The 26,178-nt window shown below is 37.9% G+C and carries 21 protein-coding genes; 10 read left to right on the plus strand and 11 right to left on the minus strand.

Annotated features, from left to right (window positions below; genetic code table 11):
• Positions 1–70: 70 nt before the first annotated feature.
• A complete protein-coding gene (locus tag LEP1GSC195_RS11265; RefSeq protein ID WP_015680962.1) occupies positions 71–3,337 on the plus strand; it encodes a type I restriction endonuclease subunit R in 3,267 nt (1,088 codons plus the stop codon).
• Positions 3,338–3,386: 49 nt separating this feature from the next.
• On the opposite strand, the gene LEP1GSC195_RS11270 is transcribed toward LEP1GSC195_RS11265, so the two are convergent.
• Genes LEP1GSC195_RS11270 through LEP1GSC195_RS11290 form a run of 5 tightly spaced genes read right to left on the minus strand, consistent with a single transcriptional unit; the run spans position 3,387 to position 8,837 of the window.
• On the minus strand, positions 3,387–3,845 hold the full coding sequence (locus tag LEP1GSC195_RS11270; RefSeq protein WP_015682323.1) for a hypothetical protein: 459 nt from the start codon (positions 3,843–3,845) through the stop codon (positions 3,387–3,389).
• Positions 3,842–4,813 (minus strand): hypothetical protein, encoded by a 972-nt coding sequence (locus LEP1GSC195_RS11275; protein ID WP_015681590.1) that lies wholly within the window; start codon positions 4,811–4,813, stop codon positions 3,842–3,844. Before LEP1GSC195_RS11275 ends, LEP1GSC195_RS11270 begins: the two co-directional genes overlap by 4 nt.
• On the minus strand, positions 4,814–7,402 hold the full coding sequence (locus tag LEP1GSC195_RS11280) for a transglycosylase domain-containing protein (protein WP_015680936.1): 2,589 nt from the start codon (positions 7,400–7,402) through the stop codon (positions 4,814–4,816).
• Positions 7,403–7,417: 15 nt separating this feature from the next.
• Positions 7,418–8,293: a ChaN family lipoprotein gene (locus LEP1GSC195_RS11285; protein WP_040506663.1), complete on the minus strand. Its 876-nt coding sequence runs from the start codon at positions 8,291–8,293 to the stop codon at positions 7,418–7,420.
• Positions 8,277–8,837 (minus strand): glutathione peroxidase, encoded by a 561-nt coding sequence (locus LEP1GSC195_RS11290; protein ID WP_015681071.1) that lies wholly within the window; start codon positions 8,835–8,837, stop codon positions 8,277–8,279. Before LEP1GSC195_RS11290 ends, LEP1GSC195_RS11285 begins: the two co-directional genes overlap by 17 nt.
• Before the next feature lie 9 nt (positions 8,838–8,846).
• On the opposite strand from LEP1GSC195_RS11290, the gene LEP1GSC195_RS11295 reads away from it, so the two are divergent.
• From LEP1GSC195_RS11295 to LEP1GSC195_RS11310, 4 genes are read left to right on the plus strand one after another with little or no spacing between them, the layout of a single operon-like run.
• Positions 8,847–9,713, plus strand: coding sequence for a nucleoside phosphorylase-I family protein (locus tag LEP1GSC195_RS11295; RefSeq protein ID WP_015680584.1), 867 nt, complete (start codon positions 8,847–8,849; stop codon positions 9,711–9,713).
• Positions 9,706–10,704 carry an SPL family radical SAM protein gene (locus LEP1GSC195_RS11300; protein WP_015681259.1) on the plus strand — a complete coding sequence of 333 codons (999 nt, stop codon included), beginning with the start codon at positions 9,706–9,708 and terminating at the stop codon, positions 10,702–10,704. Before LEP1GSC195_RS11295 ends, LEP1GSC195_RS11300 begins: the two co-directional genes overlap by 8 nt.
• Before the next feature lie 49 nt (positions 10,705–10,753).
• The gene (locus LEP1GSC195_RS11305; RefSeq protein WP_015680682.1) at positions 10,754–14,491 is read left to right on the plus strand and encodes an adenylate/guanylate cyclase domain-containing protein; all 3,738 of its coding nucleotides are present in this window, start codon (positions 10,754–10,756) and stop codon (positions 14,489–14,491) included.
• Positions 14,488–16,575: an adenylate/guanylate cyclase domain-containing protein gene (locus LEP1GSC195_RS11310; protein ID WP_015682581.1), complete on the plus strand. Its 2,088-nt coding sequence runs from the start codon at positions 14,488–14,490 to the stop codon at positions 16,573–16,575. The genes LEP1GSC195_RS11305 and LEP1GSC195_RS11310 overlap by 4 nt, the downstream gene beginning before the upstream one ends.
• 1 nt (position 16,576) lies before the next feature.
• Here LEP1GSC195_RS11310 and LEP1GSC195_RS11315 read toward each other — a convergent pair whose 3' ends face one another.
• Entirely contained in the window at positions 16,577–16,834 is a 258-nt protein-coding gene (locus LEP1GSC195_RS11315) for a hypothetical protein (RefSeq protein WP_015682055.1), read from the minus strand.
• A gap of 219 nt (positions 16,835–17,053) precedes the next feature.
• Between LEP1GSC195_RS11315 and LEP1GSC195_RS11320 the strand changes: the two genes are divergently transcribed.
• From LEP1GSC195_RS11320 to LEP1GSC195_RS11340, 5 genes are read left to right on the plus strand one after another with little or no spacing between them, the layout of a single operon-like run.
• A complete protein-coding gene (locus LEP1GSC195_RS11320) occupies positions 17,054–17,572 on the plus strand; it encodes a helix-turn-helix transcriptional regulator (RefSeq protein WP_002971604.1) in 519 nt (172 codons plus the stop codon).
• A 51-nt stretch (positions 17,573–17,623) separates the two neighbouring features.
• Positions 17,624–19,186, plus strand: a complete 1,563-nt coding sequence (locus LEP1GSC195_RS11325; protein ID WP_015682407.1) for a peptidoglycan DD-metalloendopeptidase family protein — start codon at positions 17,624–17,626, stop codon at positions 19,184–19,186.
• Positions 19,183–21,120 carry an ankyrin repeat domain-containing protein gene (locus tag LEP1GSC195_RS11330; RefSeq protein ID WP_015682562.1) on the plus strand — a complete coding sequence of 646 codons (1,938 nt, stop codon included), beginning with the start codon at positions 19,183–19,185 and terminating at the stop codon, positions 21,118–21,120. Before LEP1GSC195_RS11325 ends, LEP1GSC195_RS11330 begins: the two co-directional genes overlap by 4 nt.
• A complete protein-coding gene (locus LEP1GSC195_RS11335) occupies positions 21,120–21,554 on the plus strand; it encodes a Crp/Fnr family transcriptional regulator (protein ID WP_015681290.1) in 435 nt (144 codons plus the stop codon). Before LEP1GSC195_RS11330 ends, LEP1GSC195_RS11335 begins: the two co-directional genes overlap by 1 nt.
• Positions 21,544–22,050 (plus strand): Crp/Fnr family transcriptional regulator, encoded by a 507-nt coding sequence (locus tag LEP1GSC195_RS11340; RefSeq protein WP_015680574.1) that lies wholly within the window; start codon positions 21,544–21,546, stop codon positions 22,048–22,050. Before LEP1GSC195_RS11335 ends, LEP1GSC195_RS11340 begins: the two co-directional genes overlap by 11 nt.
• 5 nt (positions 22,051–22,055) lie before the next feature.
• Here the strand turns inward: LEP1GSC195_RS11340 and LEP1GSC195_RS11345 are convergent, their stop codons facing one another.
• Genes LEP1GSC195_RS11345 through LEP1GSC195_RS11365 form a run of 5 tightly spaced genes read right to left on the minus strand, consistent with a single transcriptional unit; the run spans position 22,056 to position 25,927 of the window.
• Positions 22,056–22,766, minus strand: a complete 711-nt coding sequence (locus LEP1GSC195_RS11345) for an SDR family oxidoreductase (protein WP_015682247.1) — start codon at positions 22,764–22,766, stop codon at positions 22,056–22,058.
• Complete coding sequence (locus LEP1GSC195_RS11350; protein ID WP_015682182.1) at positions 22,763–23,677, minus strand: alpha/beta hydrolase family esterase; 915 nt, start codon at positions 23,675–23,677, stop codon at positions 22,763–22,765. Before LEP1GSC195_RS11350 ends, LEP1GSC195_RS11345 begins: the two co-directional genes overlap by 4 nt.
• A complete protein-coding gene (locus tag LEP1GSC195_RS11355) occupies positions 23,674–24,207 on the minus strand; it encodes a hypothetical protein (RefSeq protein ID WP_015681438.1) in 534 nt (177 codons plus the stop codon). Before LEP1GSC195_RS11355 ends, LEP1GSC195_RS11350 begins: the two co-directional genes overlap by 4 nt.
• Entirely contained in the window at positions 24,197–24,814 is a 618-nt protein-coding gene (locus tag LEP1GSC195_RS11360) for a hypothetical protein (RefSeq protein ID WP_015680822.1), read from the minus strand. The genes LEP1GSC195_RS11355 and LEP1GSC195_RS11360 overlap by 11 nt, the downstream gene beginning before the upstream one ends.
• 6 nt (positions 24,815–24,820) lie before the next feature.
• Positions 24,821–25,927 (minus strand): DNA alkylation repair protein, encoded by a 1,107-nt coding sequence (locus LEP1GSC195_RS11365; protein ID WP_015681444.1) that lies wholly within the window; start codon positions 25,925–25,927, stop codon positions 24,821–24,823.
• Positions 25,928–26,178: the final 251 nt, after the last annotated feature.

The following is a 26,178-nucleotide window of genomic DNA, read 5'->3' on the forward strand; positions in this document are numbered from 1 at the left end:
TTCTGTGATTTCGCCCATTTGCGCATCAGCGAAATTTCCAAAGATCTGTAGAGCAAAGTAGGAACGTTTGATGTCCAATCCGATCACCGAAGACTCACTCGAAAAAGCAACGTTAAAACTTTTAACAGAAACCTATGGATACAGTCATCTCAATTGTATGACGGCAAATCCAGAAGATAAAAACGACCGATCTAGTCGGAGTTCCAAAAAGGAAGTTATATTCACATCCATCCTCCATAAGAAACTAGTCGAATTAAACCCAACCATTCCCGAAACTGCCATATTAACAGCCATTAGTTCCCTTGGTGCTAAACGATATGGAGTGAATCCTCTCGTTACCAATAAAGAAATGTACAGTATGATCCGTAATGGTTTGCCCATATCTTATGTTTTGGATGGGAAAGAAGTATTAAGTCATTTATTACTCATTGATTTTAGTGAACCGGAGCCGAATGAATTTACGGCTGTATCTCAGCTTTGGATCCAAGGGGAAAGACAAACAAGACGCCCCGATATTCTCATCTATGTAAACGGGCTTCCCCTTGTATTCATAGAACTCAAAAACGCCAACGTAAGCACCCAAAATGCATACGCTGACAACCTAACAAACTATAAATTCGACATTCCCCAATTATTTTATTACAATTCCTTTTGTATTCTTTCTAACGGAATTGAAACAAAAGTAGGAAGCCATTTAGCAAGTTATGAATACTTTTTCAATTGGCTAAGGCCTGATGACGAAGAAGAAAAAATCAGCAAAGAACAAATTTCGAAAGATGGAACCAGTTTGGAAAGGGTGATCCACGGCCTACTTCCCAAAAAGCGTCTGTTAGACTATATTGAAAATTTCATTTTATACTACAAAAATGCGATCAAAATTATCGCACAAAATCACCAGTTCATTGGAGTCAATCGTGCTATCGAATCTTTCAAATCCAGAGACGGTAAAAAAGGTAGGTTAGGTGTTTTTTGGCATACACAAGGTTCGGGAAAAAGTTATTCCATGATATTCCTAAGCCAAAAGGTGTTTCGAAAATTTGGAAATCATTTTACCTTTGTTATCATCACGGATAGAGAAGATTTGGACAGTCAAATCTATCATAACTTTTTAGATACCGAAGCTGTCCAAAAATCCGATGTGGCAAGACCTAAAAACTCACAAGAAATGCGAGGGTTTCTTGGTCAAAACTTACGGATAGTATTTACCCTCATCCAAAAATTTCGTTTCGATAAAGGGAAAGAATACCCAGTTCTTTCTGATAAAAAAGATATCATCGTCATTGTGGATGAAGCCCACCGCACACAGTATGCTGACTTAGCCGCCAATATGCGAAAGGGACTTCCCGGAGCTCAATACTTTGCCTTTACTGGCACGCCGATTCTCGGTAAAGGAGACGAAAGATACAAAGGCATCACCTACAATTGGTTTGGTGATTATGTTAGCCAGTACAACTTTTCTCAATCCATTGATGATGGTGCCACAGTTCCATTATTCTACCAAAAAAGAGTCCCTGAAGTATTAAATCAAAACTCCAATCTGGATACCGAATTTTATGATTTGATTGAAAACGAAGATATCGAAGAAAAATACCAAGAAAAACTCGAAAAAGAATTTGCCGCCGAACTCCAAGTCATCAAACGAAGTGACCGTTTGGAAACTATCGCCAAAGACATCGTCGAACATTTTCCTACACGCGGTTATCTCGGCAAGGGAATGGTTGTTTCTATCGATAAATTCACCTGTGTCCGAATGTATGATTTTGTAAAAAAAAATTGGGATGAAAAAATCAAACAACTCGTAGGTGAAATCAGTAAAGAAACCAATACCTATAAAAAAGAAGAAAAACAAAAACAGTTAGAGTTTATGCGATCTGTTGAGATGGCAGTTGTTGTGAGTGAAGAAGCCGGAGAGGAAGAAAAATTTAAAAAACATAACTTAGATATCAAAACCCATAGAGACAAATTAAATACCCCTGATTCCCATGGCCGGTCCATTGAAGATCGATTTAAAAAGGATGAGGATAATTTAAAATTAGTCTTTGTTTGTTCCATGTGGCTGACGGGATTTGATGCACCAACAGTTTCCACTCTGTATTTGGACAAGCCGATGAAAGACCACACTCTTATGCAAACAATCGCCCGTGCCAATCGGGTCACTTCGTATCGAATCAACGGCAAATCAAAAATCAATGGTGAAATTGTAGATTATTTCAATGTATTTCGAAATATGAAGCAGGCTCTCAAAGACTTTGGGAAAGGAAGTTCGACAGAAGAACCAAATGAAATTGCAACCAATGAAGAGTCCCAAGTAAATGAGAAAGAAAAACTTTTTGATCTTTTAGATACGGCAATAGCCGATGGACTTCAATTTTGCAAATCCATCCAAATCGAATTGGAAAAGGTTTTGGAAAGTAAAGAAGTATTTTATAAAATCCAGCTTTTTGATTCGTATGCCAATCAAATCTTAGCCAAGGATGAGTATTGGAAAGAGTTCAAAGTGTACGAAAATACAATTTCTTCACTTTATGAAGCCGCAAGACCAGAAATTTTGACAAACACAAAAGACCGAAAGCTTATTGCTGTCTTTGCCTATTTACGCGGTGTGATCGATGGCATATTGGAAAATACAAAACTAGATGACATCAAAGCAAAAATAGGGCGTTTACTTGACCAAAGTATAATCACGAAAGACGAAGAACAGTTTTTCCAAAAACAAAGTGAATCTTACTCTTTAAAGAAAAAGGGAAAAATTTGGGATTTAAGTAAAATCAATTATGATAAATTAAAAGAAGAGTTTAAGGATTCAAAACATAAAAATATTGAGATTGCCGACTTAAGACAATTCATCCAAAAAAAATTGGAAGATATGCTCGCTGAAAATTCAACTCGAATCAGTTTCATGGAAAAAATGCAAAGTATCATCGAAAAGTACAACTCTGGTGGCGCAACTACCGAAAACTATTACGAAGAACTCATACAATTTGCAGAAGATTTAACGAGTGAGTCCGAGCGTCATGTCAAGGAAGGACTCACTGCTTACGAATTAGAAATTTTTGATCTTTTGAAAAAAGAAAAAATGACGAAAGACGAAGAAATTAAAGTCAAAAACGCAGCGAAACATTTACTTCATAGATTAATAGAAGAACAACCCAAAGTTCTTGTCCAAGATTGGTATAGAGATTCACAAACCCAAGCCCAAGTCAAATCGGAAGTGGAAAAGATTTTAGACCAAGACCTACCTGCAACCTATGACCGAGCTCTCTTTGCAAATAAAACAAATTTATTATATCAGCTTATCTTTGATTATTCACAGAAAGGAATCAAGTGGGCAGCATAAAGTATATCTAAGTGATCAAGTATTATTCAAAAATATAACAACCTACCTTCTAGATCACCCAGTTCTGCATCTTAGTGCGATAGAAAAAATAGGCTCCGTCTTTTTTCCTTTGTACTTGAACTCCGAATTGTCCGCGTTTGGAGCGCACCACTGATATCAAATTCATTGGCTCTTGTCCTTCCCAAGATACTATGGGAAACAGTTGTTTACTCGATCCATCATAGAAGGCCCATTGTGTCTCTTCAGTGTCCGTAAGTTCTTCCGTAAAGAACTGATCCAAATTCACCTCTGTTTCCGGTAGGAACTGACATGCGAGAGAAGGAGAAATGGCATTTCGCCCAAACACTTGTGTGGGCTTTTGTTTACAAAAACGAATTTGATCTCTGGAAGATCCAACAAGTTCCAATCGTAAGTTCTGTTCTGGTGTGACTAAAAAATTAGCTAATGCTGGATAAGTGAAAAAAATAAAGCTCAAAATGAGAGAATAAAAAAAGAAATTACGTTTCATTGGTTTATCCCAGGAAAAAGCAAAGTTAAAAATTCATTCCCTTCTCTTTCCGCTAAGATACGAATGCTTGGTTCATAAGGTTTCCAAGAATTATTGGCATTCGGAGAACAATAGAAGTATAAAAGAGTTTCGATTTCATCCGTGGATGAAGGAGTGAATTTGAATGTGGAACACATCTCTTTTGTATTTCCCTTTAGTACAAGAGATTTGGTAGTTTCCAAATCGGCCCTTGGTTTGGATCCGAAACTACCACTCATTCGAAAGTAACGAGCAGACAATTCATATTCTGTTGTTTGGCGGTAGTATACCCCCATCAAATACAAAACATCTGACTTTTCTTGGTCTGTGCGTTCACTTTCCGATTCTCCGAGTATGGTTTTCAAAAATTCCTTACCAGAATCGGCTCCAATTTTAAACTCAGAAATCCCTATAAACAAAGGGGTTTTGGCCATCGACGGATTTTCAGCATAAATGGATAAAATCACTTTGTATTGTTTGCGTTTCAAAAGAAGAATGGATGCAAATTCATATAACTTTTGTGCGTTGGATATTTTCAAATGTTCGGATAGTTCGGAGAACTTATCGGAAGAGGCCTTGGATGCTAATACATAAGTAGCCGAAAGTTCGGATACTCCAATGGGTTTATAAATTTCTGTTAGGTGAGACCAAATCCAACTTCTTTCTTTGGAGGGGATGAGCGATGGATACTTGCTCCCCAAAAACAAAGCATCCAAAAGTTTTCCATGTTTTTTATACAAAAAGAAAAGTCTTGAAACCACTGCCTTTTGTAATTTCCCAGATGGTTTTTGACTGAGGGCTTTTTCATACAAAGGAATAGCAAAGAGAGTATTCATTTGTTCCATTTCATACCCTTCCTCATAATACGAATTGGCAGAAAGCGAAAGGGTAAATATAAATGAGAATAGAACGCTGCCAAAAGAAATGAACTGTATGTAACTTGTTTTCAATTAATACAATCCTTTCATCAAATCTTTATTCTCTGATTGAACAGACTTATGATCTTCCGTACAAATTCCTTCTGGTGGATAATCAGAAAGATAGAGTTCATTTGCCACAGGGCAGGTGGGGGATGCTAGTTTTCCTGTTAAGGAACAAATTTTATGCGATTTTGCATACACAGGCTGACTAAACTGGATTTTTGGAATTATATTTTTTTTATCGATAGCAGAAACTATCTCTCCCCAAAGTGGTGCGGCCACAGCCCCACCAAGTCCACTGCCACCCATTCCAAATTTTGGATTGTCGTAACCAATCCATACTGCCAAAGCTAAATCGGGTCTTGCCCCCACAAACCAAGCATCTTTATAATCATTTGTCGTTCCCGTTTTTCCTATAAGGTCTCCCGCATAACCACCGTTTCGTACTCCACTAGCGCGACCACTGTCTTTAAGTAAAGACACCATCACCTCGGCAGTATCGGGACGAATCACTTGGCGCTCCGGAGGCAATTTTAATTTAAACTCGTCCGTTCCACCCGCTTCATACAAAATCACACCCTTTGCATTTTTTATTCTTTGGATGAGATAAGGCCTCTTTACGGTTCCTTGGTTGACAAAACCAGTAAAGGCAGAAGCCATCTCCAGTGGGGAGATCTCTAAGGTTCCGAGAGCCAATGACAAATCACCTCGGTAGCGAGCTTTCTTTTCCGCATCATTCGGGAAAAAATATTTTGTAAAATAACGTTCAATCCCGGCACTTCCCAATCGTTCTGCCACTTGAACGGCTGCTGTGTTTTTGGATTTCACAAGGGCTGTGCGAAGAGAAATCTCACCATCAAAACTTCCACCCAAGTTTTCGGGAGCCCACTCCTTCCCTCCCCCACCACGATAGTATAAAGGTGCATCCAAAATTCTTGTTCCGGCTTGGATTACACCTGCGTCAATTGCCGAGGCGTATAACACTGCCTTGATGGAACTACCCGTTTGCCTACGCATTTGTGTGGCCCGATTGAACTGGTTTTGTGAGTTAAATTCCTCACCCCCATGAATGAATAGCACCTGACCCGTGTTTGGTTGGATTCCTACAATGGCAGCTTGGACTGCACTGGTATCTTTTTCTGAATCCAAACTGTCCGTATTCCAAACCATTTCGTTTAAGATAGCAACTTCTTCCATCTTTTGTCGAAATGCTAAATCCATGGGTGACTCTGGTTTCAATCGGATTCGTTTTTTTTGGATTTTTCCAGACTTTCTTGTTTTGTTTAGATACTCACGAACCATCGGACCAATCAATTCCTGTGCCCCGCGATCCAAAGTGGTTTCCACTGTATAGCCACCACTTTCGTAAATATTCTTATCTCCTTCTAAGGAGGAAAGGATTCCGCGAACATGTTCTGTTACATAAGGAGCGATGTCTTGTCTGGAACCAAAAACAGTTTCATTCGGAGAACGAGTAGAGAGATTATGATAGAAACTAACGAACTTTTCACGATCCAAATTAGGATAAATTCCACGATTGCGAAACATCTGTAAAATGGCCCGAACACGAGTATAGGAATCTTCTGGATTTTTGAGTGGAGAGTATTTGTTCGGAGCCGATGGAAGTGATGCGAGAAGCACCATCTCTTCTTTACTTAACTCCATCGGATTTTTTTGAAAATAAAATTTAATTCCTTCCCCAAATCCAAAAGCTCCATGCCCCAAATAGACATGGTTCATATAGGTTTCCAATATTTGTTCTTTGGTTAGCACTGATTCTAAAGCAAAGGCAAGTTGTGCTTCTCTCCACTTTCTATTCAAACTTTTGCGACGATCATCCAATATGATTCGTGCTAACTGTTGAGTGATAGTAGAGGCCCCTTGTTTATAACTTAGGTTGATGATATTTTTAAAAAAGGCTCGAAGGATTGCCGAATAATCAACTCCTCCATGAAAGAAAAACTTTTGATCTTCAATATTCAAAAGGATTGAAATCATATCTTCTGGATAGTCTTGCAAATGTAAGGTGGAAGTTCGTTTTTGAAAAATTTCACTAACCATCTGTCCGTTACGATCCAAAATTTTAGTGGGAATGTTTTTGGAAAGTGACTCCAAATACATTGGCACTTCTTTTTTAGTCGCAAGCACTCCCGCCACAAAATAAGAAAACCCGAGTATAAATAAAAACAAACAAATAGAAGTGACTGTAAACGCAAGTTTCACATAGGAAAATGATGGAGTTTTTCCTCTTCCACTAATGAGTCTTTGTTTTAAGGGTTTAGGTTTGAAGGCCCGAACTTCTGGTTCTCTTTCAAAGACCACCTTTCTTTCCCAAAATGGTTTTGATTTTGGCTCTGATCTTTCCTTAAAGGAGTTTGGTTTGGTGATGGAAGGTGTGGGAATTTTAAAGGGTTGGAACGACTGAGTCCCATCAGAAACCTCTGGTTCTCTCGGAACCACCTGTAAAATTTCAAAACGATAATCTGTAAAATTAAGAATTACCTTTTCCTTACAGTGAGCACATGTTAGCTGAAATTTACCGTCCCTAGGGATTGGCTCTGGTAGCCGAGATGCCTTTTGGCAGTGGGGACAAAGGTATTTAGGAGAAGGTGCCGACATAGGTTCTCCCTAATCTTATCGGCTGTTTGTTAAAATTACAAAATCAGCGATTTTCGCAAATTCACGACTCTCTTCCCGATCTTTAACAAATCCAGAGAGAACTAAGACAGAAAGCCCCATTTCCCGTAGTCTGTGGACGACACCGCCTGTGCGATCTGAGTGGAACCTGCCATTTAAGTGAACCACCTTCTTTCCTGTTTTGTAGAATTCACGGGAAATTGCCTCGGCCATCCCTTGGTCCCAAGTGGCTTGCCCGAGAACAAGGTGTTGGTTTCCCATACCATGGCCTCCTTCATGCCCTTCCACAAAAAGAGCCGTTAACCTTTGTTTGTAATCTTCGGTAAGATACTTTTCCAAACTATAAGCAGGCGGTAGGTATTGTATGGCCCCGTCAGAAAACTCCCGATAGGCGGACAAACCCTTTCTTGAAATTAAATTTACATAACGTCTAGGGGGATTAGCAGCAACCACATTACATTTTTTATCTTTTGCAATGGAAACTAACGGCAAATAATCTCTTTTGAAATTTTTCCATTGAGTTACAGAAGAAAGAAAATGGGATTCCGAAATGGTTCCTTTCATAAATTCATTCACTATATTTTGTTGGTCTTGTTCCAACATTTCCAAAGACAAAGAAGTGGATTCTAGATCGGATATACTTTTAAATAGAGCTTCATAAAAACGATGGAGGTCTTCGTTGTCATGTTCTTCTCCCAAAACAATGACGTCATACTTGGAAGATTCCTTTACAATTTCCGTGATGGAAACGGTTTCTGCTGTGGAAGTCCGAACAATTTGTACGGATAAGGGAATTTCCTCAGCAGAAATTTCGTAAGTCACGAGAAGAACTAAAAAAATCGAAAACCTAAACAGACTAGAGAAGAGCTTCAATCGCTTGTTTTAACTCCGCACTTTCCGGTTTAGTTCCAGAAGGAAACCGATACATTACATTCCCTTTTTTATCGATCAGGAATTTTTCAAAGTTCCACTTCACATCCCCTTTTTCCTTAGAATTCTCTGTTAGAAATTGATAAACGGGATCTTTGTCATTTCCAAGAACTTTGGTTTTTTTCATAAGATCAAAAGTGACCCCAAAGTTTAGTTTGCAAAACTCGGCAATTTGGGATTCTGTTCCAGGTTCCTGACCACCAAAATCATTGGAAGGAAATCCAACCACTTTCAATCCTTGATCCTTATAAGACTGATGGATTTTTTCTAAGCCTTCATACTGTGGCGTATAACCACACTTAGATGCAACGTTGACTACCAGGACAGGATGTCCTTTGTATTCGGAAAGGGAAACTTCTTTCCCTTGGATTGAAACTGTTTTGAAATCATGGAATGACATCTTTTTTGCTCCAGCATAGATATGAAAACCCATAAAGAGAAAAATGGCAAACAAAACTTTTCTTTGCATGGAACCCCCCTGTTTCATGTTTAGACTATGTCTGCATTGTTTTTCGCTGTTCTTTCCGAGGCCAAACCATGGTTGGAACTATTACAAGCGAAACCTTTGTCCCATTCTGGCAAATTTCGGATCTTCCAAAAAGGTTCTCATTCTATTATTATTTCCGGCACAGGAAAACTTTCCATGGCCTTGGCTGTTTCGGAATTTGCTCACACCTTATCTAAAGAAGAAAGAAACCAAATGAAAGTTTGGAATTTGGGAATTGCCGGTGCCACTACATCCGAACTATCATTAGGTGATTTTTTTTGGATTCATAAAATTACAGATACCGCAACAAAAAGAGATTTTTATCCCGATCGAATCGTAAACTCTCAATTGACTAAGGAAACAGATCTCAAAACCTTTGATCAGCCAGTCACCAAAGAAAAAAACGTAGACAGGTTTTTATCTCTCACAAAAGAAGAGTTCGCTGGAACCAGTCTAGTAGATATGGAAGGTTCTGGTTTTTTTGAAGCAGCTTCCCTTTATTTTCCCTTAGAAAACATTGCAGTGGGGAAAATAGTCTCAGATCACCTCGAGGGAAAGTTTTGCCAAACGGAAGATGTGGAAAAGATGATGGCAAAAACTGCCGGGACTTTATTCGAAGAATGGATTTCTCCTTTGCCATGGGTTTGTGTTGACGAAATCGAAACCATTGACTGGCCAAAGGTGGAAAATTTTATCCAAAATCTTCGCCTAACAGAAACTATGAAACATGATCTAAAAAAATCGATTCGTTTTTTCCGATTACGAAATCCCAAGGCTCAACTTCCCTTTCCCGATGAATCAACAAAAGCAAAATTAGAATCCAAAACCGATTTAAAAACCTACTTTGAATCATGGAGAAACTCGCTTCATGTTTAAATCATTTTCTCATATTTATATTGAAGAAGGGATTAAAGACCACTTTCGAACCAAAGAGATATTAGATAAGTTTCCAAATGCGATACATATTCCGATTCGTCATTATAAAGATAGTTTCAATCGCAATTCTCAAAACTTCAGAATCCAAAAAGAAACTCCCAAATTAATTTTAGCCGCAAAAAAAGATCAATTCTTATATCCAGGAAGTGATTTTTCACCGAACTTTTCTCATCCGCATTTTTACTATAATACACTAGCACTCAACTGTATTTATGACTGTGAATATTGTTATTTACAAGGGATGTTTCCTTCCGCAAATCTCGTGTTATTCGTGAACTGGGAAGATTTTTTTTCCGCAACAACTGATTTTATAGAAAAAAATCACTCACTTTACCTCGCCTTATCCTACGACACAGACCTGCTTGCGTTGGAATCATTTTTCCCCGCAACGAAAACATGGCTCAAATTTGCCGAATCACAGCCAAACTTAAGTTTAGAAATCCGAACCAAGTCAACTAACTACAGTCAAATTGCCAAATCCTCTCCCAATCCCAATGTAATTTTAGCTTGGACTTTGAGCCCTCAAGCCATCATCGACGTTATTGAACATGGAACCCCATCGCTACAAGCTAGATTGAAAGCCATCAACCAAGCAGTCTCTGATGGTTGGAAGGTTCGCATTTGTATTGATCCGATCCTACGAGTTCCCAACTGGCAAACCCATTACCAATCGTTAGCCGACAAACTAGGGAAAGAACTAAATGTTGAGGGCATTACAGACATTAGTTTTGGCGGATTTAGAATGAATATTGATTTTTTGAAGAGAATGGTAGAGGTAAGAAAGGACTCTTCCATTTTATTTCATGCTTTTGAAAAAAAAGATAAAATAGTTTCTTATTCAAAATTAGAAACAGAAGAAATTTTAGAACTAATGTCATCGTCTCTGAACAAACATTTCTCTCCTTCGCAAATAAAAGTAAGTTATTCCTGAATTTTTCCTTTTCTTTTCTGTCACTAGTTCTTAACCTTAGTGCCTACCTATGAAGAAAAGAGCCATTTTACTATTCCTATCCAGCATGTTCTTTGCGTTATCCGGCTGTGCGGAAGTCAATCGCAACAAACCTATTGCTAAGGAAGGGAAGTTGGATTTATCTTCATGGGACTTCACAAAAGATGGAAACATCACTTTGGATGGAGAATGGGAATTTTATTGGAAACAAACGGAGAAGGGAATCCAAATTGACACCGAACTCGGCAGAGAACCTAAGTACATCTACCAAACTGTACCTTCTAATTGGAAAGGTGTCGATTGGTTTGGAGAACCTCTTGGTGGATTTGGTTATGCGACATATAAGTTAAAAGTATTTTTCCCAGAAAACACCCCTAACCTCGCCTTTCACAACCTTGATCTTTCCTCTGCGTACAGATTGTACATCAATGGCAAATTAGTTGTGGAACAAGGAAGTTTCGGAATCAATCCCAACTACTTTGAGCCATCTTATAAATCCGTTCTTATGGATTTAGAACCGCTTTCTGGCGAAACCGAAATTGTATTTGAGATTTCGAACTTCCACTACTCCAAAGGTGGATTTTGGGAAAGTATGGAACTCGGCGAAAGACGAATGTTATATGACAAAGTCAACCGAAGTTATCAAATCACTTCCTTTCTAGCTGGAAGTATCTTTCTCTGGGCTTTGTATCACTTGGGTTTGTTTGTTATGCGCAGACAAGACAAAGCCAGTCTCTTTATATCTCTTTTTAGTTTACTTATTGTCATGCGGCTTCTTACCATCGGCGAAAGGAATATTCTAAACATCTTTCCTGGGATGCCTATGGATTTTCTCATTCGATTGGAATTTGCCACTATTTATGTCGCAACCATTGTCTTTGCTTTTTTTTATAGGTTGGTATTTCCCAATACAGTGGGTAAAAAAACGATGTGGGTTCTTGGTATCCTCATCACACCATTTCTTGTTTCTATATTTTTGCCAGTTGCCTTCTTCAGTGCCCAAATTCATTACTTCCAAATCTTTTTGATACTAGTTTGTGTAAGGATCACTATCGCCATCGTCATGGCTTACAGATCCGATACAGTGGGTGCGGGTTTATCTCTGATTGGGTTTAGTTTTGTCTTTGGAACTGTTGTCCATGATATCCTTTACCAAAACAATGTAATCAACACAATGAACCTTACTCCCTTTGGATTTTTGGGTTTTATTTTATTCCAAGGATACATTCTTTCTTATGGATTCACAAGAGCCTACCTTTCGATAGAAAAACTAAAGGAACGATTAGAAGTTTCCAATAAGGAACTAAACATCCTAAAAGAAGGATTAGAAGACATTGTTGTCGAGAGAACTCACGAATTAGAAAATTCTAAAGCTAACATCGAGCGACTAAATGAATTTTCAAAAACACTAAACACCTCTCTCGAACTTGACAGCATTCTCGCGAAGGCCTTTGATTATTTGAACGATGAAGTTTTTTGCGACTCGATGATTTTACTTTTAATAGATGCAAAGAATTCAAAAATCATTTATCACAAATCTGTTGTATCTCCTGACTCTGGATTAGCGTTAGAATCCAAATTACAAGGAATGAGTTTTCCCTTGGATCCAAGTGCAGGACTTTTTTATCATGTATACAAAAGGAATCGTCCTTTCCGGTTTGCAAAGGTAAAAGAGTCACGCCTCACAGAATCAAACAAAAAATTTGTGCAACTAATCGGAAAACATCCAGGAATGATCATACCCCTCAGTTCCCAAGGAAAAGTCATCGCTATGTTGGCTCTTTTTAGCGAACAAAGAGGAACTAACTTTTCAAGATCACAACTCCAGTTAGTCGAAAACACTGCAGAGAACATTGCGACTGCCGTAACAAATTCCATCCTTGTGGAAGAAATGAACCGTGAAAAGTTCATTGCGGAAAATGCAAGAATGCAAATGGAAAATGCGAAAAACGAGGTTGTGAAGTTAAACGAATTCACAAAAAAAATCAATTCGGAGTCTAGTCTCTCACAAATCATCCAAGAGATGTTTAATTACATTTTAAAAACATTTGAAATCGAAGCGACCCTCCTCCAACTCATCGACACAAAGAAAAAAGAATTATATACTTACAACACAACCATTCCTGCTTATGCCACAGAAGAACAGTTGTCATTTGCAAAATCAATCCGTGTTCCCTTAAACGAAAAAGGTGGTATTATCTACAAAACTTTTCTCAGAAAAAAAGCCTTGTTTGTTTCTAAACCACCAAAACGATACGAATCAGAGTTAGACGAACAAATCTTTTCGAAACTAAGTCTTTCTTCTTTTGTCGCAGTACCTCTCGTGGTACAAAACGAAGTCATTGGTATTGCATATTTTACTTCCTACCAAAAACCAATGGAGGTCACACGTGAAGTACTGAGAAGGATCTCTGGATTTTGTGATCAAATTGCCGGTGCCATTCAAAACTCTTTGTTATTACAAATCACAGAAGAGGAAAGAAAAAAATCCGAAAGAGCCAAGGCAGAAATTCAGAAAATGAATGAGTTTGCCAAAAACGTAAACTCGCAAAATAACTTAGAAAATATCCTCGCAGAAATTTTCGGATTCATCCGCAAGAACTACAAAATCGAACATTGTGTCCTATATTTTTTAGACAAAGAATACAATGAATTCCGTTACCTTAACCACTCTGGCTTCGATCTGTTAGTTGATGATAATATAAACTTTTTCAAAACCCTTCGTTTCCCTCTGAGAGAAAAAAGTGGATTTATTTACAAATGTTACAAGAGAAAACGCCACTTCTACATGAAACATATCCCTAAAGATATGCCGTATGCAGTAGACAAACAAATCACAGAAAAATCAGGGATGAATGGATTTCTTATTTCTCCTCTTGTCAACAATGATGAAGTAGTTGCCATGGCAGTTTATGGAATCAGCGATGAAAACATCCAACTGACAACCGATGAAGTCAATTCCATAGTAGGTGTTTCAGAACACATTGCCAGTGCCATCAACAACCACTTTTTGCTTAAAAAAATAGAGGAGGAAAAACAAAGATCCGATTCTCTTTTACTTAATATCCTCCCCAAAAACGTAGCGGAAGAGTTGCAGAAAAAAGGAAGAGTCAATCCTGTAGAATTTGAAAATGTAACTCTGCTCATGACAAGTTTTCCTGGATTTTCTCAAATTACAGGACAACTCACTCCAGAAGAACTCATCGAAGGTTTAGATTTATATTTTTCACGGTTTGATGAAATCATCAAAGCCCAAGGAATGGAAAAACTTCGGATGACTGGGGATATGTATTTAGCGGCGGGAGGACTTCCTGTTGGAAACTTTACTCATGCCGTAGATGCTTGTCTAGCCGCCTTACAAATCAAAAACGAAGTGATACGAATGATGGATGACTTTAAAGACATTCCATTCCGCCCCAATGGAATTACGATTGCTATCCATTCAGGTCCAGTGGTTGCAGGAGTCATCGGCAAATCAAAGTTTAATTACGATGTTTGGGGAAAAACGGTAACACAAACTCAGGCTATACGACGCGGTGGAGTGGGTGTTCCGATCAATATCTCACTAGAAACAATGGAAAAAGTTAAACGGCTTTTCCATATAGACAATCAACGGCAAATCGATACATACGAAGGTGACCAGTTCCCAATTTATGAATTGTTATCTTTAAAACCAGACTTGTCCGATGATACAGGGTTTATGCCTAACGAAAAGTTTGGACGGTTGTATACACAACAGAAACGTGGAGCAAAAATTCTAATCAAATGATCTACGGACTTTTCGGTATCGCAATTCTTTTTATTAGCATTCTGTATTGGATATTTTCTTTATACAAACAAAAAGAAGACAGAGACAGTGCAATCATTACCTATCAAGCTGAATTGAATTTACTCAAAGAAGACCTGGTTAAAAAAGAAAAAGAACTAATCAACACCAAATCTATCTCAGAAGAATTTTCGGATAAACTGGTTGATTCCTATACCCAACTTTCTGATTTAGATGGCCTACTTAGAGAAATCAATTCTGCTTCAGACCTAAAAGAAATTCTCAATATCTTAGGTCGTTACATCAGAGAAAAATTTAAAGTTCCACATTATCTATTATATGTTTACAAAGAAGAATTAGAAGCATTAGAATTCTTTCATAGCAACTTTCCAGAAGACCTCACAGAGAAAGTAAAAGAAGAAATTATGGGCCGTAAGATCCCTGTTTCCGATTCCTATGTGACAATGTATGCTCATGCCTACGTTCGGAAACGCAAACGAAGTTTTTATATCCAAGATTTTGAGTCGTATAAAACGGAAGGTGTCGAACTTGCAAACAAACAATCGGCAAATCTAAAATCTCTCCTGATCGTTCCACTTTACTTACGAAACAAATTCATAGGCACACTTGATTTATTAGATTATTCCGGAATTTTTGAACTCACAGAACAACAACTAAACCAGATCAAAATTATTGCTGATTATATAGCAGGAACAATTGAAACTGGTTACCTTTTGAATGAACTCAAACAAGGTAATATTACGATTCAGAGGGAAAAAGAGAATATTGAAACCAACCGATTGAAATTAGAAAACTTACATCGATTCAATCGAAAGATAAACTCTTATTCACAAATTGAAGATATCACTCGAGAAGTTTTTTCTTATCTTAAAATCAATCATAGGGTAGAGTTAGGGTTTATCCTTCTTGTAGACCTAAAAACTAATTCTCTTGTTCCCCTCATGGAAGGAGCAGAAGTTTTTAATAAAGGGCTTCTTGTAAGTAATTTTCTTAGAACCTTTCGGACAGTTTTATCACCAAACATAGGTTCTCTTTTTAGAACCTACCAAAAACAAAAACCAGTATATTTAAAAAAATCAATCAAATGGAAACAACTCTCTACGATTGATACCTCCATTGTGGATAGTTTTAAATTGGAACTCTTTGGACAGATTCCACTTGTTGTCCAAGGTCAAACCATTGGAATCATTTGTGTCACTCGTCTCACACGAGAACAAGCTTGGACCAAAGACGAATTCGCAGAAATTATTTCTTTTTGCGAACAGGTGGCTGGTGCGATCCACAATGCAAACCTTAGGCGAGACTTAGAAAAAGAGAGAGAAAAAACTCTGCACTTCATTCGAAACATTCTACCGGGAGATTTAGCCGACGAGTTGATTGAAAGAGGAGAAGTGGCTCCGATGGAATACGAGTCGGTAAGTATTCTATTCACTGACTTCAAAAACTTTACTTCTGCCGCCGAATCGCTCTCTCCTGAAGATCTCATTGAACAGTTGGATGGATGTTTCTCTCAATTTGATGACATCGCTGTCCGCCATAATTTCGAAAAACTAAAAACCATTGGTGACTCTTATATGGCGGCCGGAGGGATTCCACAGGGGAATTTCACTCATCCGGTGGATGCCTGCCTTTTTGCTATGGAAATTAAATCCTTTATGACTCAAATCAAATCCTTCAAACAAATGTTAGGTCAAGATTTTTGGGAGATCCGAATTGGAATTCATACGGGCCCAGTTGTTGCAGGTGTTGTTGGCAAAACAAAATTTGCTTACGATGTTTGGGGAGATACAGTCAACACAGCAAGTCGAATGGAAAGTTCTGGCGATGCGGGAGAAATCAATCTTTCAGAAACCACTTATGATAAAGTAAAACGATTCTTTGAATGCGAGTATAGAGGAAAGATAAAAGCCAAAAACAAAGGTGAGCTGGGGATGTATTTTTTAAAACGGCTACGCCCTGAATTTTCAAGAGATGTGGAAGGTATGGTTCCCAACCAAATCTTTTTAGATTTATATAAAAATTTGCAGATTGGTGCTAAGATCATCTATAGACAAACAGGCTCCTAGTTCAATTACCTCCTCCCGAAGAACTGGACCCACTACCGGAACCTGATCCTGAACTGGAACTGCTTCCACCTTTTTTGCCCGAACTAGAAGAACTGCTGGATCTTGTTGTCGTAGTAGACCTGCTAGTGGATGCCACGGGACATTTTTCATAACACATCACATACATCGTGATACAAGTTACGGTTGTGGATGTGGCATTGTCCAATTGAGGGGCAAGTGCCAAAGCACAAACATATTGTTCGCGAACACACCGATCCATACACTGAGATCGTGTCTCATAGTTTTTTGAATTGGTACATCCGCTAAATGCCAATACAAATCCGAAACAGAGAAAGCAAAATTTGAAAGCCCACCGGTTCATGTAGGTAGGATCTCATAATTTTATCGATCCTTCCATGGAGGATATCCGCAAATGTGGTGATTACCTAAGAAACTGACTTGCGTATACAAGGACTAGTTGCAAAAGTCAGATAGATATATGGACACTCGCAAGGTAAGAATTCTTTTTTTAGGTTTTTACGTTTTATCTCTGATTGTTTGGATTGCTGAAGAAATTTTCACCCTGACCAACCCACCTGAGTATTTTGACCGATTCCGAATTGTTATTGCCACGGTAGAGTCCTTCATTGCCCTTTCTTCCTTTCTTGTGGTCTTCATCCTTTATAAAGAACTGAAGGCAGAAGCGGTTGAAAACGTACAAGCAAAGTCCCAAATTCACGACTTAAAACGCACTAACAGAATTTTAAAAAATCCAGAACTGGGTTTTTGGGCAGAGGCAAAGGCCCAAATGGAAGAATGGAACCTATCGGAAGCAGAAACGGAAATCGCCATACTTTTACTACGTGGGTTCTCTCAAAAACAAATTGCCGCGGTCCGCAAAAAAAGCCTTCGCACCATCGAAAATCAAACTGCCTCTATATATGAAAAATCATCAATGAGGGGAAAATTGGAATTTATTTCTTACTTTTTAACTCCCCTGTTACCCGAGGAAGATTAAACAAAAAACCTTGACCATTCTCATTTTCTTTGGTTTCTTATAGCTTGTTTTATGAAAAATCAGAGAATCCTTCTAACGTCTATTTTTCTTTTCTTCTGTTACTACCCTATTGCTTCTCAAACCACATTGGAAGAAAGGGATAAACAAAGGCAATCCGGTCTTGTTACTGCAAACCAAAAGAAACAGGAAGAAATTTTACAAAAGTACAATGACTTTGTAAATCGAGTACAAACCAAATTCCCTGGACTCAAAATTTCCTCATCCCCCATCGACCTAAAACAAGCAGAAGGAATTGCAGATCATAATGCGGCACCAGGGGCAAAAGAGAAAAAATCAAAATCTCTTTTGGCAATTGCCGGAGATAGTTTTTTTCTCCAACTAGAACCTTCAAACAATGTTTCCAATCGTTCGACAGTGAAGGTAAAAAAAGGAGATTCCTTGGAAGTGGTTATGGTTCTAAAACAAGACGTAACTGCAAAAAAAGAAGGTCCACATTGGGTTTTGGTTCGAACCAAATCCAAACAAGAAGGATATATTACCCAAGACTTACTTTCTACAACTAAACCCGCAGTTAAGTCAAGAAACACAGAAGGCATTTCTTTAGACTTATCTTCTCTTTCTGGACGAATATCCGATTCACCTGACACCGGTTATTCGGATTCAAAAAAAGGAAAAGATATGTGGGTGGAAGCAAGTTCTCTTAATATGAGAGGCGAACCTGATGTGAATGCCTATGTTGTGGCAAGATTACCCAAAGGACTGAAAGTCAAAATCGAAACATCCACCACAACAGAAGAAACCATCGACGGTATCACTGCACATTGGCATCAAATATCATCTGCTTATGGAAATGGTTGGGTGTTTGGTGGGTATTTGAGTACATCAGAAGTGGTATCTTACGATGTCCAACCAGGAGAAATCACCTACCCTCAAGAAAATCCTGATGAACTAAAGAATGGAGAGAAACGATATGTGCGCTCCACAAGTCTACGGATGCGGGACGAACCCAATGACTATGGCTCAGTTGTAACCACAATTGCAGGTGATGAAAAAATCAAAATCATAGATACAAAAAAAGAAATCGAAACCATCGGTGGAGTTCGTTCTAAATGGCTGTATGTTTCTTGGAATGATGAATGGGAAGGTTGGGTATTCGGAGGGTTTGTATCCAAAGAACGTGGACCCCTTGTAGACAGTGACGATATTTCCAAATATTTTCAGATCCCTGTTGATAACGATCGTTATGTATCTTCCAACTTTGGAACCAGGGTAGACCCGGTCACAGGTAAGGTTGGTGCCTTCCATTCGGGGATTGATTTACCGGCATCCATTGGCACTCCGATAAAAGCTGTGAGTGATGGGAAAGTATGGAGAACCACGACAACTAGCGGTGGTTATGGGATGCTCACTATCATCAGTCATAAAAATAATATATTTACCTACTATGCCCACCAAAATGAACGCCAAGTAAAAGAAGGTGACACTGTCCGAACTGGAGATATCATTGGTCAGGTAGGAAATACCGGTAAATCGACCGGCCCTCATTTACATTTTGAAGTTAGGAAAGGCCCTGACCAACAAGCTTTGGATCCAGATGCTTATTTACCCAAATGAAACATAATCAAATTACTTTAAGTTTATTCCTTCTACTCATTTCTTTTGGTAGCAGTTTTGCACAAGAAAACTTAGCCGAAACTACATCGGCCACTGTTGTGGTTCCCGACATGGTCCAAATTCTATCCAAAGGGAATCTAAAGGAATTTGAAACAGCCATCACCAATGGTGGTGACATCAATGCAAGCGATGAATCGGGAAAAACCCTCCTTGTTCTAGCAGTGGAAAAAAACAAACCCAAACATTTTGAGATTTTACTGAACCAAGGTGCTGACCTCAACAAAAGAGATTTATCCGGCAAAACGTTGTTACACTATGTAGTCACATCCCGTTTCACAAATCAGATTAAAACCATTGTGGATAAAGGTGCTGACCTCAATGCCTACGATGCGGATGGAAACACCGCACTACACGTAGCCATTCTGAAAGCGAATCTCGCCGTACAGAAGTTACTTGTTGAAAGCAAAGCCGATGTAAATTTGAGGAACAATCCAAGAAAATCCCCCCTTTACTTAGCATTTGAAAAATCAAAAATAGACTCCATCACCTATCTTCTTCAAAATGGAGCAGACATCAATCTTCCCGACTTAACGGGTCGAACTCCAGTTTTTGTTTCCATAGACCAAAAGAATTTAAAACTTTTAAACTTAAGTTTGGATTCCAATGGAAATCCCAATACAGAAGATACTAAGTCCATTCGTCCGATTGTTTTTGCCATCGAAAGAGGGTTTACGCAAGGATTAGAAGTTCTTTTGAACCGCGGGGCCGATGTAAACGCCAAAACTGCAGACGGGGAATCCTTACTTTTTTATGCTGTAGAAAAAAAGAACCTAACGGCCGTAAATTTACTTTTAAAAAAAGGGCTTAATGTAGATTCCAAAAACTTACAGAACAAAACGCTATTTGAACTCGCTTTACAAAAAAATGATTCTAATCTTTTAAAACTCGTTTTGGATGCGGGGGCCAACCCCAACCAAACACTATCCACAAATAAAAATCCACTTGAAGAATCCATTGAATCCTCCAAGTGGGCGGTCGCTGAAATCCTAATCCAAAAAAATGCAGATTTAACGATACCGAATCCATCCGGATACCTTCCCATTCATTTAGCTTCCCGGAAATCTGGACTTAAGATCGTAGAAGAGTTGGTGAAAAAAAATGTCCCTGTGGATGTCTTAAACCAAAAAACCAATGAAACATCACTTTCATTAGCTTTAGAGAACAAACAACTTTCCATTGCAAAATTTCTTTTATCAAAAAAAGCCAACCCCAACCAGAAACAAAAAGATGGGGCCAGTTTGATTTTTTCAACCATTGAAAGAAAGGATGCAGAAGCATTTAAACTTTTGGCTACAGCAGGTGCCGATCTCCAATCCTTAAACGAGGAAGGAGAAAACCTAATCACCATAGTTTGTAAATTGGATATTGATAAAAAAGAACAAAAGTTTGCAGATGAAACGATTAAACTTTTGATTACGAAAGGTGTGAACCCTAATACAAAAAACAAACGTGGATTAAGTGCTCTTCATATTGCACTTAATCGAAATCGTATCGATACCATGTCGCAACTCATTACATTGGGTGCAGATCCCAACCTAACAGATAACAACGGCCTCACTGTTTTACACAAAGCAATTCAAAAGTTTTTATCTTCAAAAGACAATACCCAATCAGAAAGTTATAAGAAATTAGTACTATTCCTAGTGGAAAGAAGAGCGAACATGAACCAACAGGATAAACTAGGGAAAACTATACTTTCCGAACTGGCAATCCAGTTTGATCCTGGTAAAAGTGATTCCATTTTGGAATTGGCTAGGGTTTTCGTTTTAAATGGCGGAGATTCTAAAATAGAAGATAAAACAGGAAAATCGCCTTTGGAATATGCGGAGGATAAGAAAGTACCTGAACTGATTGAGATTTACCGCGGCCTTTAATGTCCATTCCTAAAAAAGATAATCGAATCAACATTTTTGACTTCGTTAACACTGTCCCTACAAAGACGTTCAAACGAGGAGAAATCATAGTAAGGGAAGGAGAACCGTCTAACGAGAAGATGTATTTCATCCTTAGTGGTTCTCTTTCTGTAGGAATGGGTGCACCCGATCAGGGAAATTTTCATGAAGTGCGTAAACTTTCCACAGGCGAATTTTTTGGAGAGATTGCACTTATCTCAAGCCACCCAAGAGCGATGACAGTTTTTATAGATTCAGACCGAGCACAACTTGGCATCTTAGATAAACAAAATTTAACACGTATCGCAAATTCAAATCCCATGTTTGTTTATGCATTGTTACAAACTTACGTTGAACGTTTGATAGAAGCAGAACAAAAACTAAAAGATCTAACGGAGTCAAGTGATGGGACTTAAAGAATCTCTCGCAAAACTTAGTATGATCAATATCAAACGGGGAGAAGTTCTCTTTAAAGAGGGTGTACCTTCCAACGGAGCTATGTTTTTCTTATTTGAAGGACAGTTAGATATTTATAAACAAATCGATGGCAAACATGTCAAACTGAGAAGTATTCTTCCTGGTGAGTTTTTTGGCGAAATGGCCATTATCAACAATAGCCCGAGAGCAGCATCCATCGTAGTAGTATCCGAATCAGCAAAACTGGGAATCATCAATCGGACAACTTTCGGACAGATGAGCCAAGAAAGTCCAGAGTTTCTATTTCTATTACTTAAAAAAGTAATAGAACGACTTTATGAAACTGATGGAAAAATTCGTGCCATCAAACGAAAGCAAGACGAAGATACAATGATAGCGAAAATAATCCCGACTTCTGGTGGAAGTGCAGAACGCGATGGATCAACAATACCCAGTGATCCATTTTCCGATAATGCAACACCCATCGGAGAGTGATTTTGCTAATTTTGTTTTTTACGTTTTAACTTAAAAAGCTCTGGCGAAATTTGAATTTCTGGGATCATCCAACTCCGATCCCCAACAACTAACTCTTCAATCACTTCTGCAATTTGATCCGGCAATAAATAAGACTTTGGATCCTCGTCAGGTTCAAAGTTTAAGTTGTTATAAAAATCAGTTTTTGTTATATCAGGAATGATCAAATGTACTTTTACACCAAACTTTCGTAACTCTGCAAATAACTCCCGAGCATAATGATGAATTCCTGCTTTCAGAGATGCATAGACATTCCCCCAAGGCGAAATTTCTTTACCAGCCACAGAACCAATAAACACAATACGGCCTTGGTTTTGTTTCAAAAATCTAGTCAATTGACTGGTCAACAACATAGGTGCTGTTATGTGGAGGTTAATCATCTCACGGATTTTTTCTGAAGATAGCTCTTCTACCGGAGAAAAATAAGCAATCCCGGCATTATGTATTAATAAACTAATTTCTTTTTTTTCAGGAATACGATCAAGCAGCTGATCCAATTGTTTTGCATTGGAAAGGTCGCAAGCAATCAAATGAAACAATTCATTTTTATAATTACAGTTCTCCGGATTTCTTGAGATACCATAGACTTTGTAACCCACACCAACTAACATTCGTGAGATAGAAAGACCGATCCCTCGAGAAGCTCCAGTAACCAAAGCAACTTTTGGCTGATTCACAAACTTTCCATAAAGTCCCAAACAAGTTTGGAACCATCCAACACTTTTGTAGTTTTTCCTTGGTCAATAAAAGGAATCATCGGCGTTTCTCCAGGCCAACTATGACCAAGTCCATTGAGTTGAATCAAACCAACCTTGGTATTTTCAGCACAAGATTCATACCGATAAAAATCTATATGTATATCAGTAAGATCCTCTTTAAATATTTGCGTTTTTTTTTCAACCGAGGTGCTGCAAACGTTCCACTCTTTCCATCGTTGAATAGAATCTTCTACAGATAGAATTTCACCTCCATCTCTCACGTAGCCACCGCTATACGGAACAAGGGGATCATCCGTTCCGGCAATGATCCCAACGGAAACGGGGTTCGATTTTAATGCCAATTTCCTTTTAAGAGTAAAAACTGAAATTTGCGCAGCTACACTTACAACACCTTTCCATAAATCAGGTTTTTCCGCAGCCAATCTTTGAGCCATAAATCCACCATTGGAATGGCCAACTAAAAATACTTGTTTAGGATTGACAGAACCTTCTGCAATCAATCGTTTTACCATTGATTCAATGAAAACGATGTCGTTGATTTGGCTTTCATCTGCTGGAGTATTTCCTCTTCCATCGGCCCAACTTCTTTTATAACCATCAGGAAATACGACAATGAAACCCTTTGCATCAGCTAAAAGATCCAACTTAGTTTGTTTGATCATAGTTGAACCCGACCCAAACCTACCATGTAACGCAACTAATAAAGGTATAGCTGAGCCATCCCATTTTTTTGGATAATGAACGATGTATGTCCGTTTATGGTTTTGAATGTCTATGGAATCCAACTTCTCATTCGACAATAGTTTCCGATTCAACCCCATACAAGAAAAAACCAAACAGGAAATCATAATTATATAGAAGATTCTCATATTTCTTTTATCTCCAATTTTGTTGCTTCAATCAATTGTTCTTTATAAATTTTATTTGGCCAATGTGTTATCATAAAAATAACCACCGGTATACCCCGCCACTGATCCATTCCAATATCATATACAGATTCTTTTTCAACCGCACCCAATTTAGAATATCTAAAGGTAAGTGTTTTTTCTGTCCGAATATGAGATGGCACAAAACCTCCCGACAATAAAGTTATAATAAAATTCAATCTATGTATGAATAAATATTTATAAACTGGTTCTTTTTTTTGAAGAATCACTTCTAATTCGAGATTGGAATCAGGATCTTCAACAATGCCTTCTTTTAAGAAGATTTCAGCAATTGTATTTTTTTCCTGTTCGTAGCGGTAAAACCCAGTAAAAACAATTCTTACTTTTTCTTTTCCTATAGATTGAAACTTGCGCTCTTTCGATATAACTGTATCTGAAAAAGCTGCACAATTCAGAAAAAACGCAATAAAAACCGAATGAAATAGTGATAGTATCTTATGATTAAAGGTCATTGGCAGTATCTCCTAAAAATTCTGATACTTTTTCTGTAAGAATAGGTTTCCATTCCTTTCTATCATCCCCCCACATCAATAGGAGAGAAACCCAACCAAACACTCGATAGGATTCCATTGGATATCTGTATTCCTTTTCTAGTTTTCCTTTTTTACTCAACCTAAAAACTAAATAATCATCATCTCGATCAATATCAGGAATGATAAAAAAAGTAGTAATTGCGAGAAACCGATTGAACAAATAAATTCCAAACCTCAGAGGATTTCGCTCAGGCAAATACGATACAGGTTCAGATGCTTCTCCCAAAAAGATTTTGAATCTTGGGCTTGATTCTAATATGATTTGAACATGGGCATCAGTATTTGTTTGGTCTTGGTAACGTAAGGAGGTGAATTTTCCGGATGATTGTAAAGCCGCAAGTATATAAGAAATTCGGCGTCGATCTGCTTCGTCATCCCAACCAACCAACTCATAACTCAATGATTTATCTTTGATAAGTTTGGAAAAATCAACTTTAGGTCTTTCAGAAGAGTAAAACACAGAACAGGACCAAAGAGGCAGAAGGAAAATAATTCCCCAAAAAATTATTAAAAATCTTTGCAACATTAATTGTTATCCTCTTTTTAATTCAAACTTTTGTGATTTATACTCATTTCCATTGAGTATAATGGATATTGTATGTGTTCCTGGATAATAAACCCTGGTGGTGATCGGAGCAAATGAATGTTTTTTAGAAATTGTAATTTTATCATTTGGTAACAACAACTTTTCACCCAACTGAAATACTTTATAACCATAGGAACCATTGGACAATAAAAAACCGATTTTATATTCCAACCTAATCTTAGTTTTATCTTTAGGCGTTTGGTTGAATGAAATTGTAAACTCAAGTGAACTTCCAATTTTGATTTCCTTATTTAATACAGAAAACTTAATTTTCTCTGGTTTCCATTTTGTATCATACGAAAAGAAACCCAAAGCTTTGGTATTTCCTTTTTTCAAAAGGGTTCGTAACGCATGTTTTAAGTTTTTATCTAACTCTTGTGATCTGCCAAACTTGGTTTTACAAAACGCTAATACAATATCAGGATTTAATTTGGAGATATCATTCAAATGATTGGCAGCACTTCTTCTAACAATTTCATCTTTATCATTCCAAAGTGTTTCTAATATAGATAAATGAATTTCTGGATTTTTTTTAATTTCAGGAATTCCCATACCCCAAGGTAACATGGGGCGACTGCCTTCGCTTGCTAACCTTCTAACCATTGGCTCTTTGTGTTTTGACCAATGATGCATTTGTTTTAGAGTTTTATCAAAATGATGTTTATAAAAAAATCGAATTGCAAACTCTGCACTAGAAAATACTGTAACTTTTTCCAATACCTTCATGGACGTTTCAAATTCATCTAATCCAGATTTGGTGACAATATCATTCAGAAAAATGTATGGGAAATTAAAATCAGAGATTCCATCACCACGAAGTGATTCTATTAATTTGATTAAGTTAGGATAAATTTGAGAGATAGGACCTTGCCAATATTGAACCAAAACATCAGAAAGACGATTGATCCTCTCCTTCAATTCCATTTCTTTCCATGGAGAGGCAAATACCTGTTTTTGAAATTCCAAAGGATTGATTTTGGAATCAACCCGACTTAAGTGACCACCCAACCCGAGAACCCATTCCCGAGAATACATTTCTTTCAAAGGTTCCATACGAACTAGAACGAATGTACATTCCCCTACAGTAATTGGAATCGAAAAAGGAAACTTAAGCTAATTTACGAAATGCAGATATTCGCCACCACTGTTCGATTTCCCGCCATGATGTCTGATAATTTGCCATCAGTGAGTGAATAAACGACATTCGATTAATTCCCCGCCACCCATTCCAAAGTTTGCCGCCCCAACACCAACACAGAGGACGGGGCCTAAAGGGAAATAATTGTAATTCGTCTATTACCTAC

It is taken from the genome of Leptospira wolbachii serovar Codice str. CDC (assembly GCF_000332515.2).
GTDB classification, from domain to species: domain Bacteria; phylum Spirochaetota; class Leptospiria; order Leptospirales; family Leptospiraceae; genus Leptospira_A; species Leptospira_A wolbachii.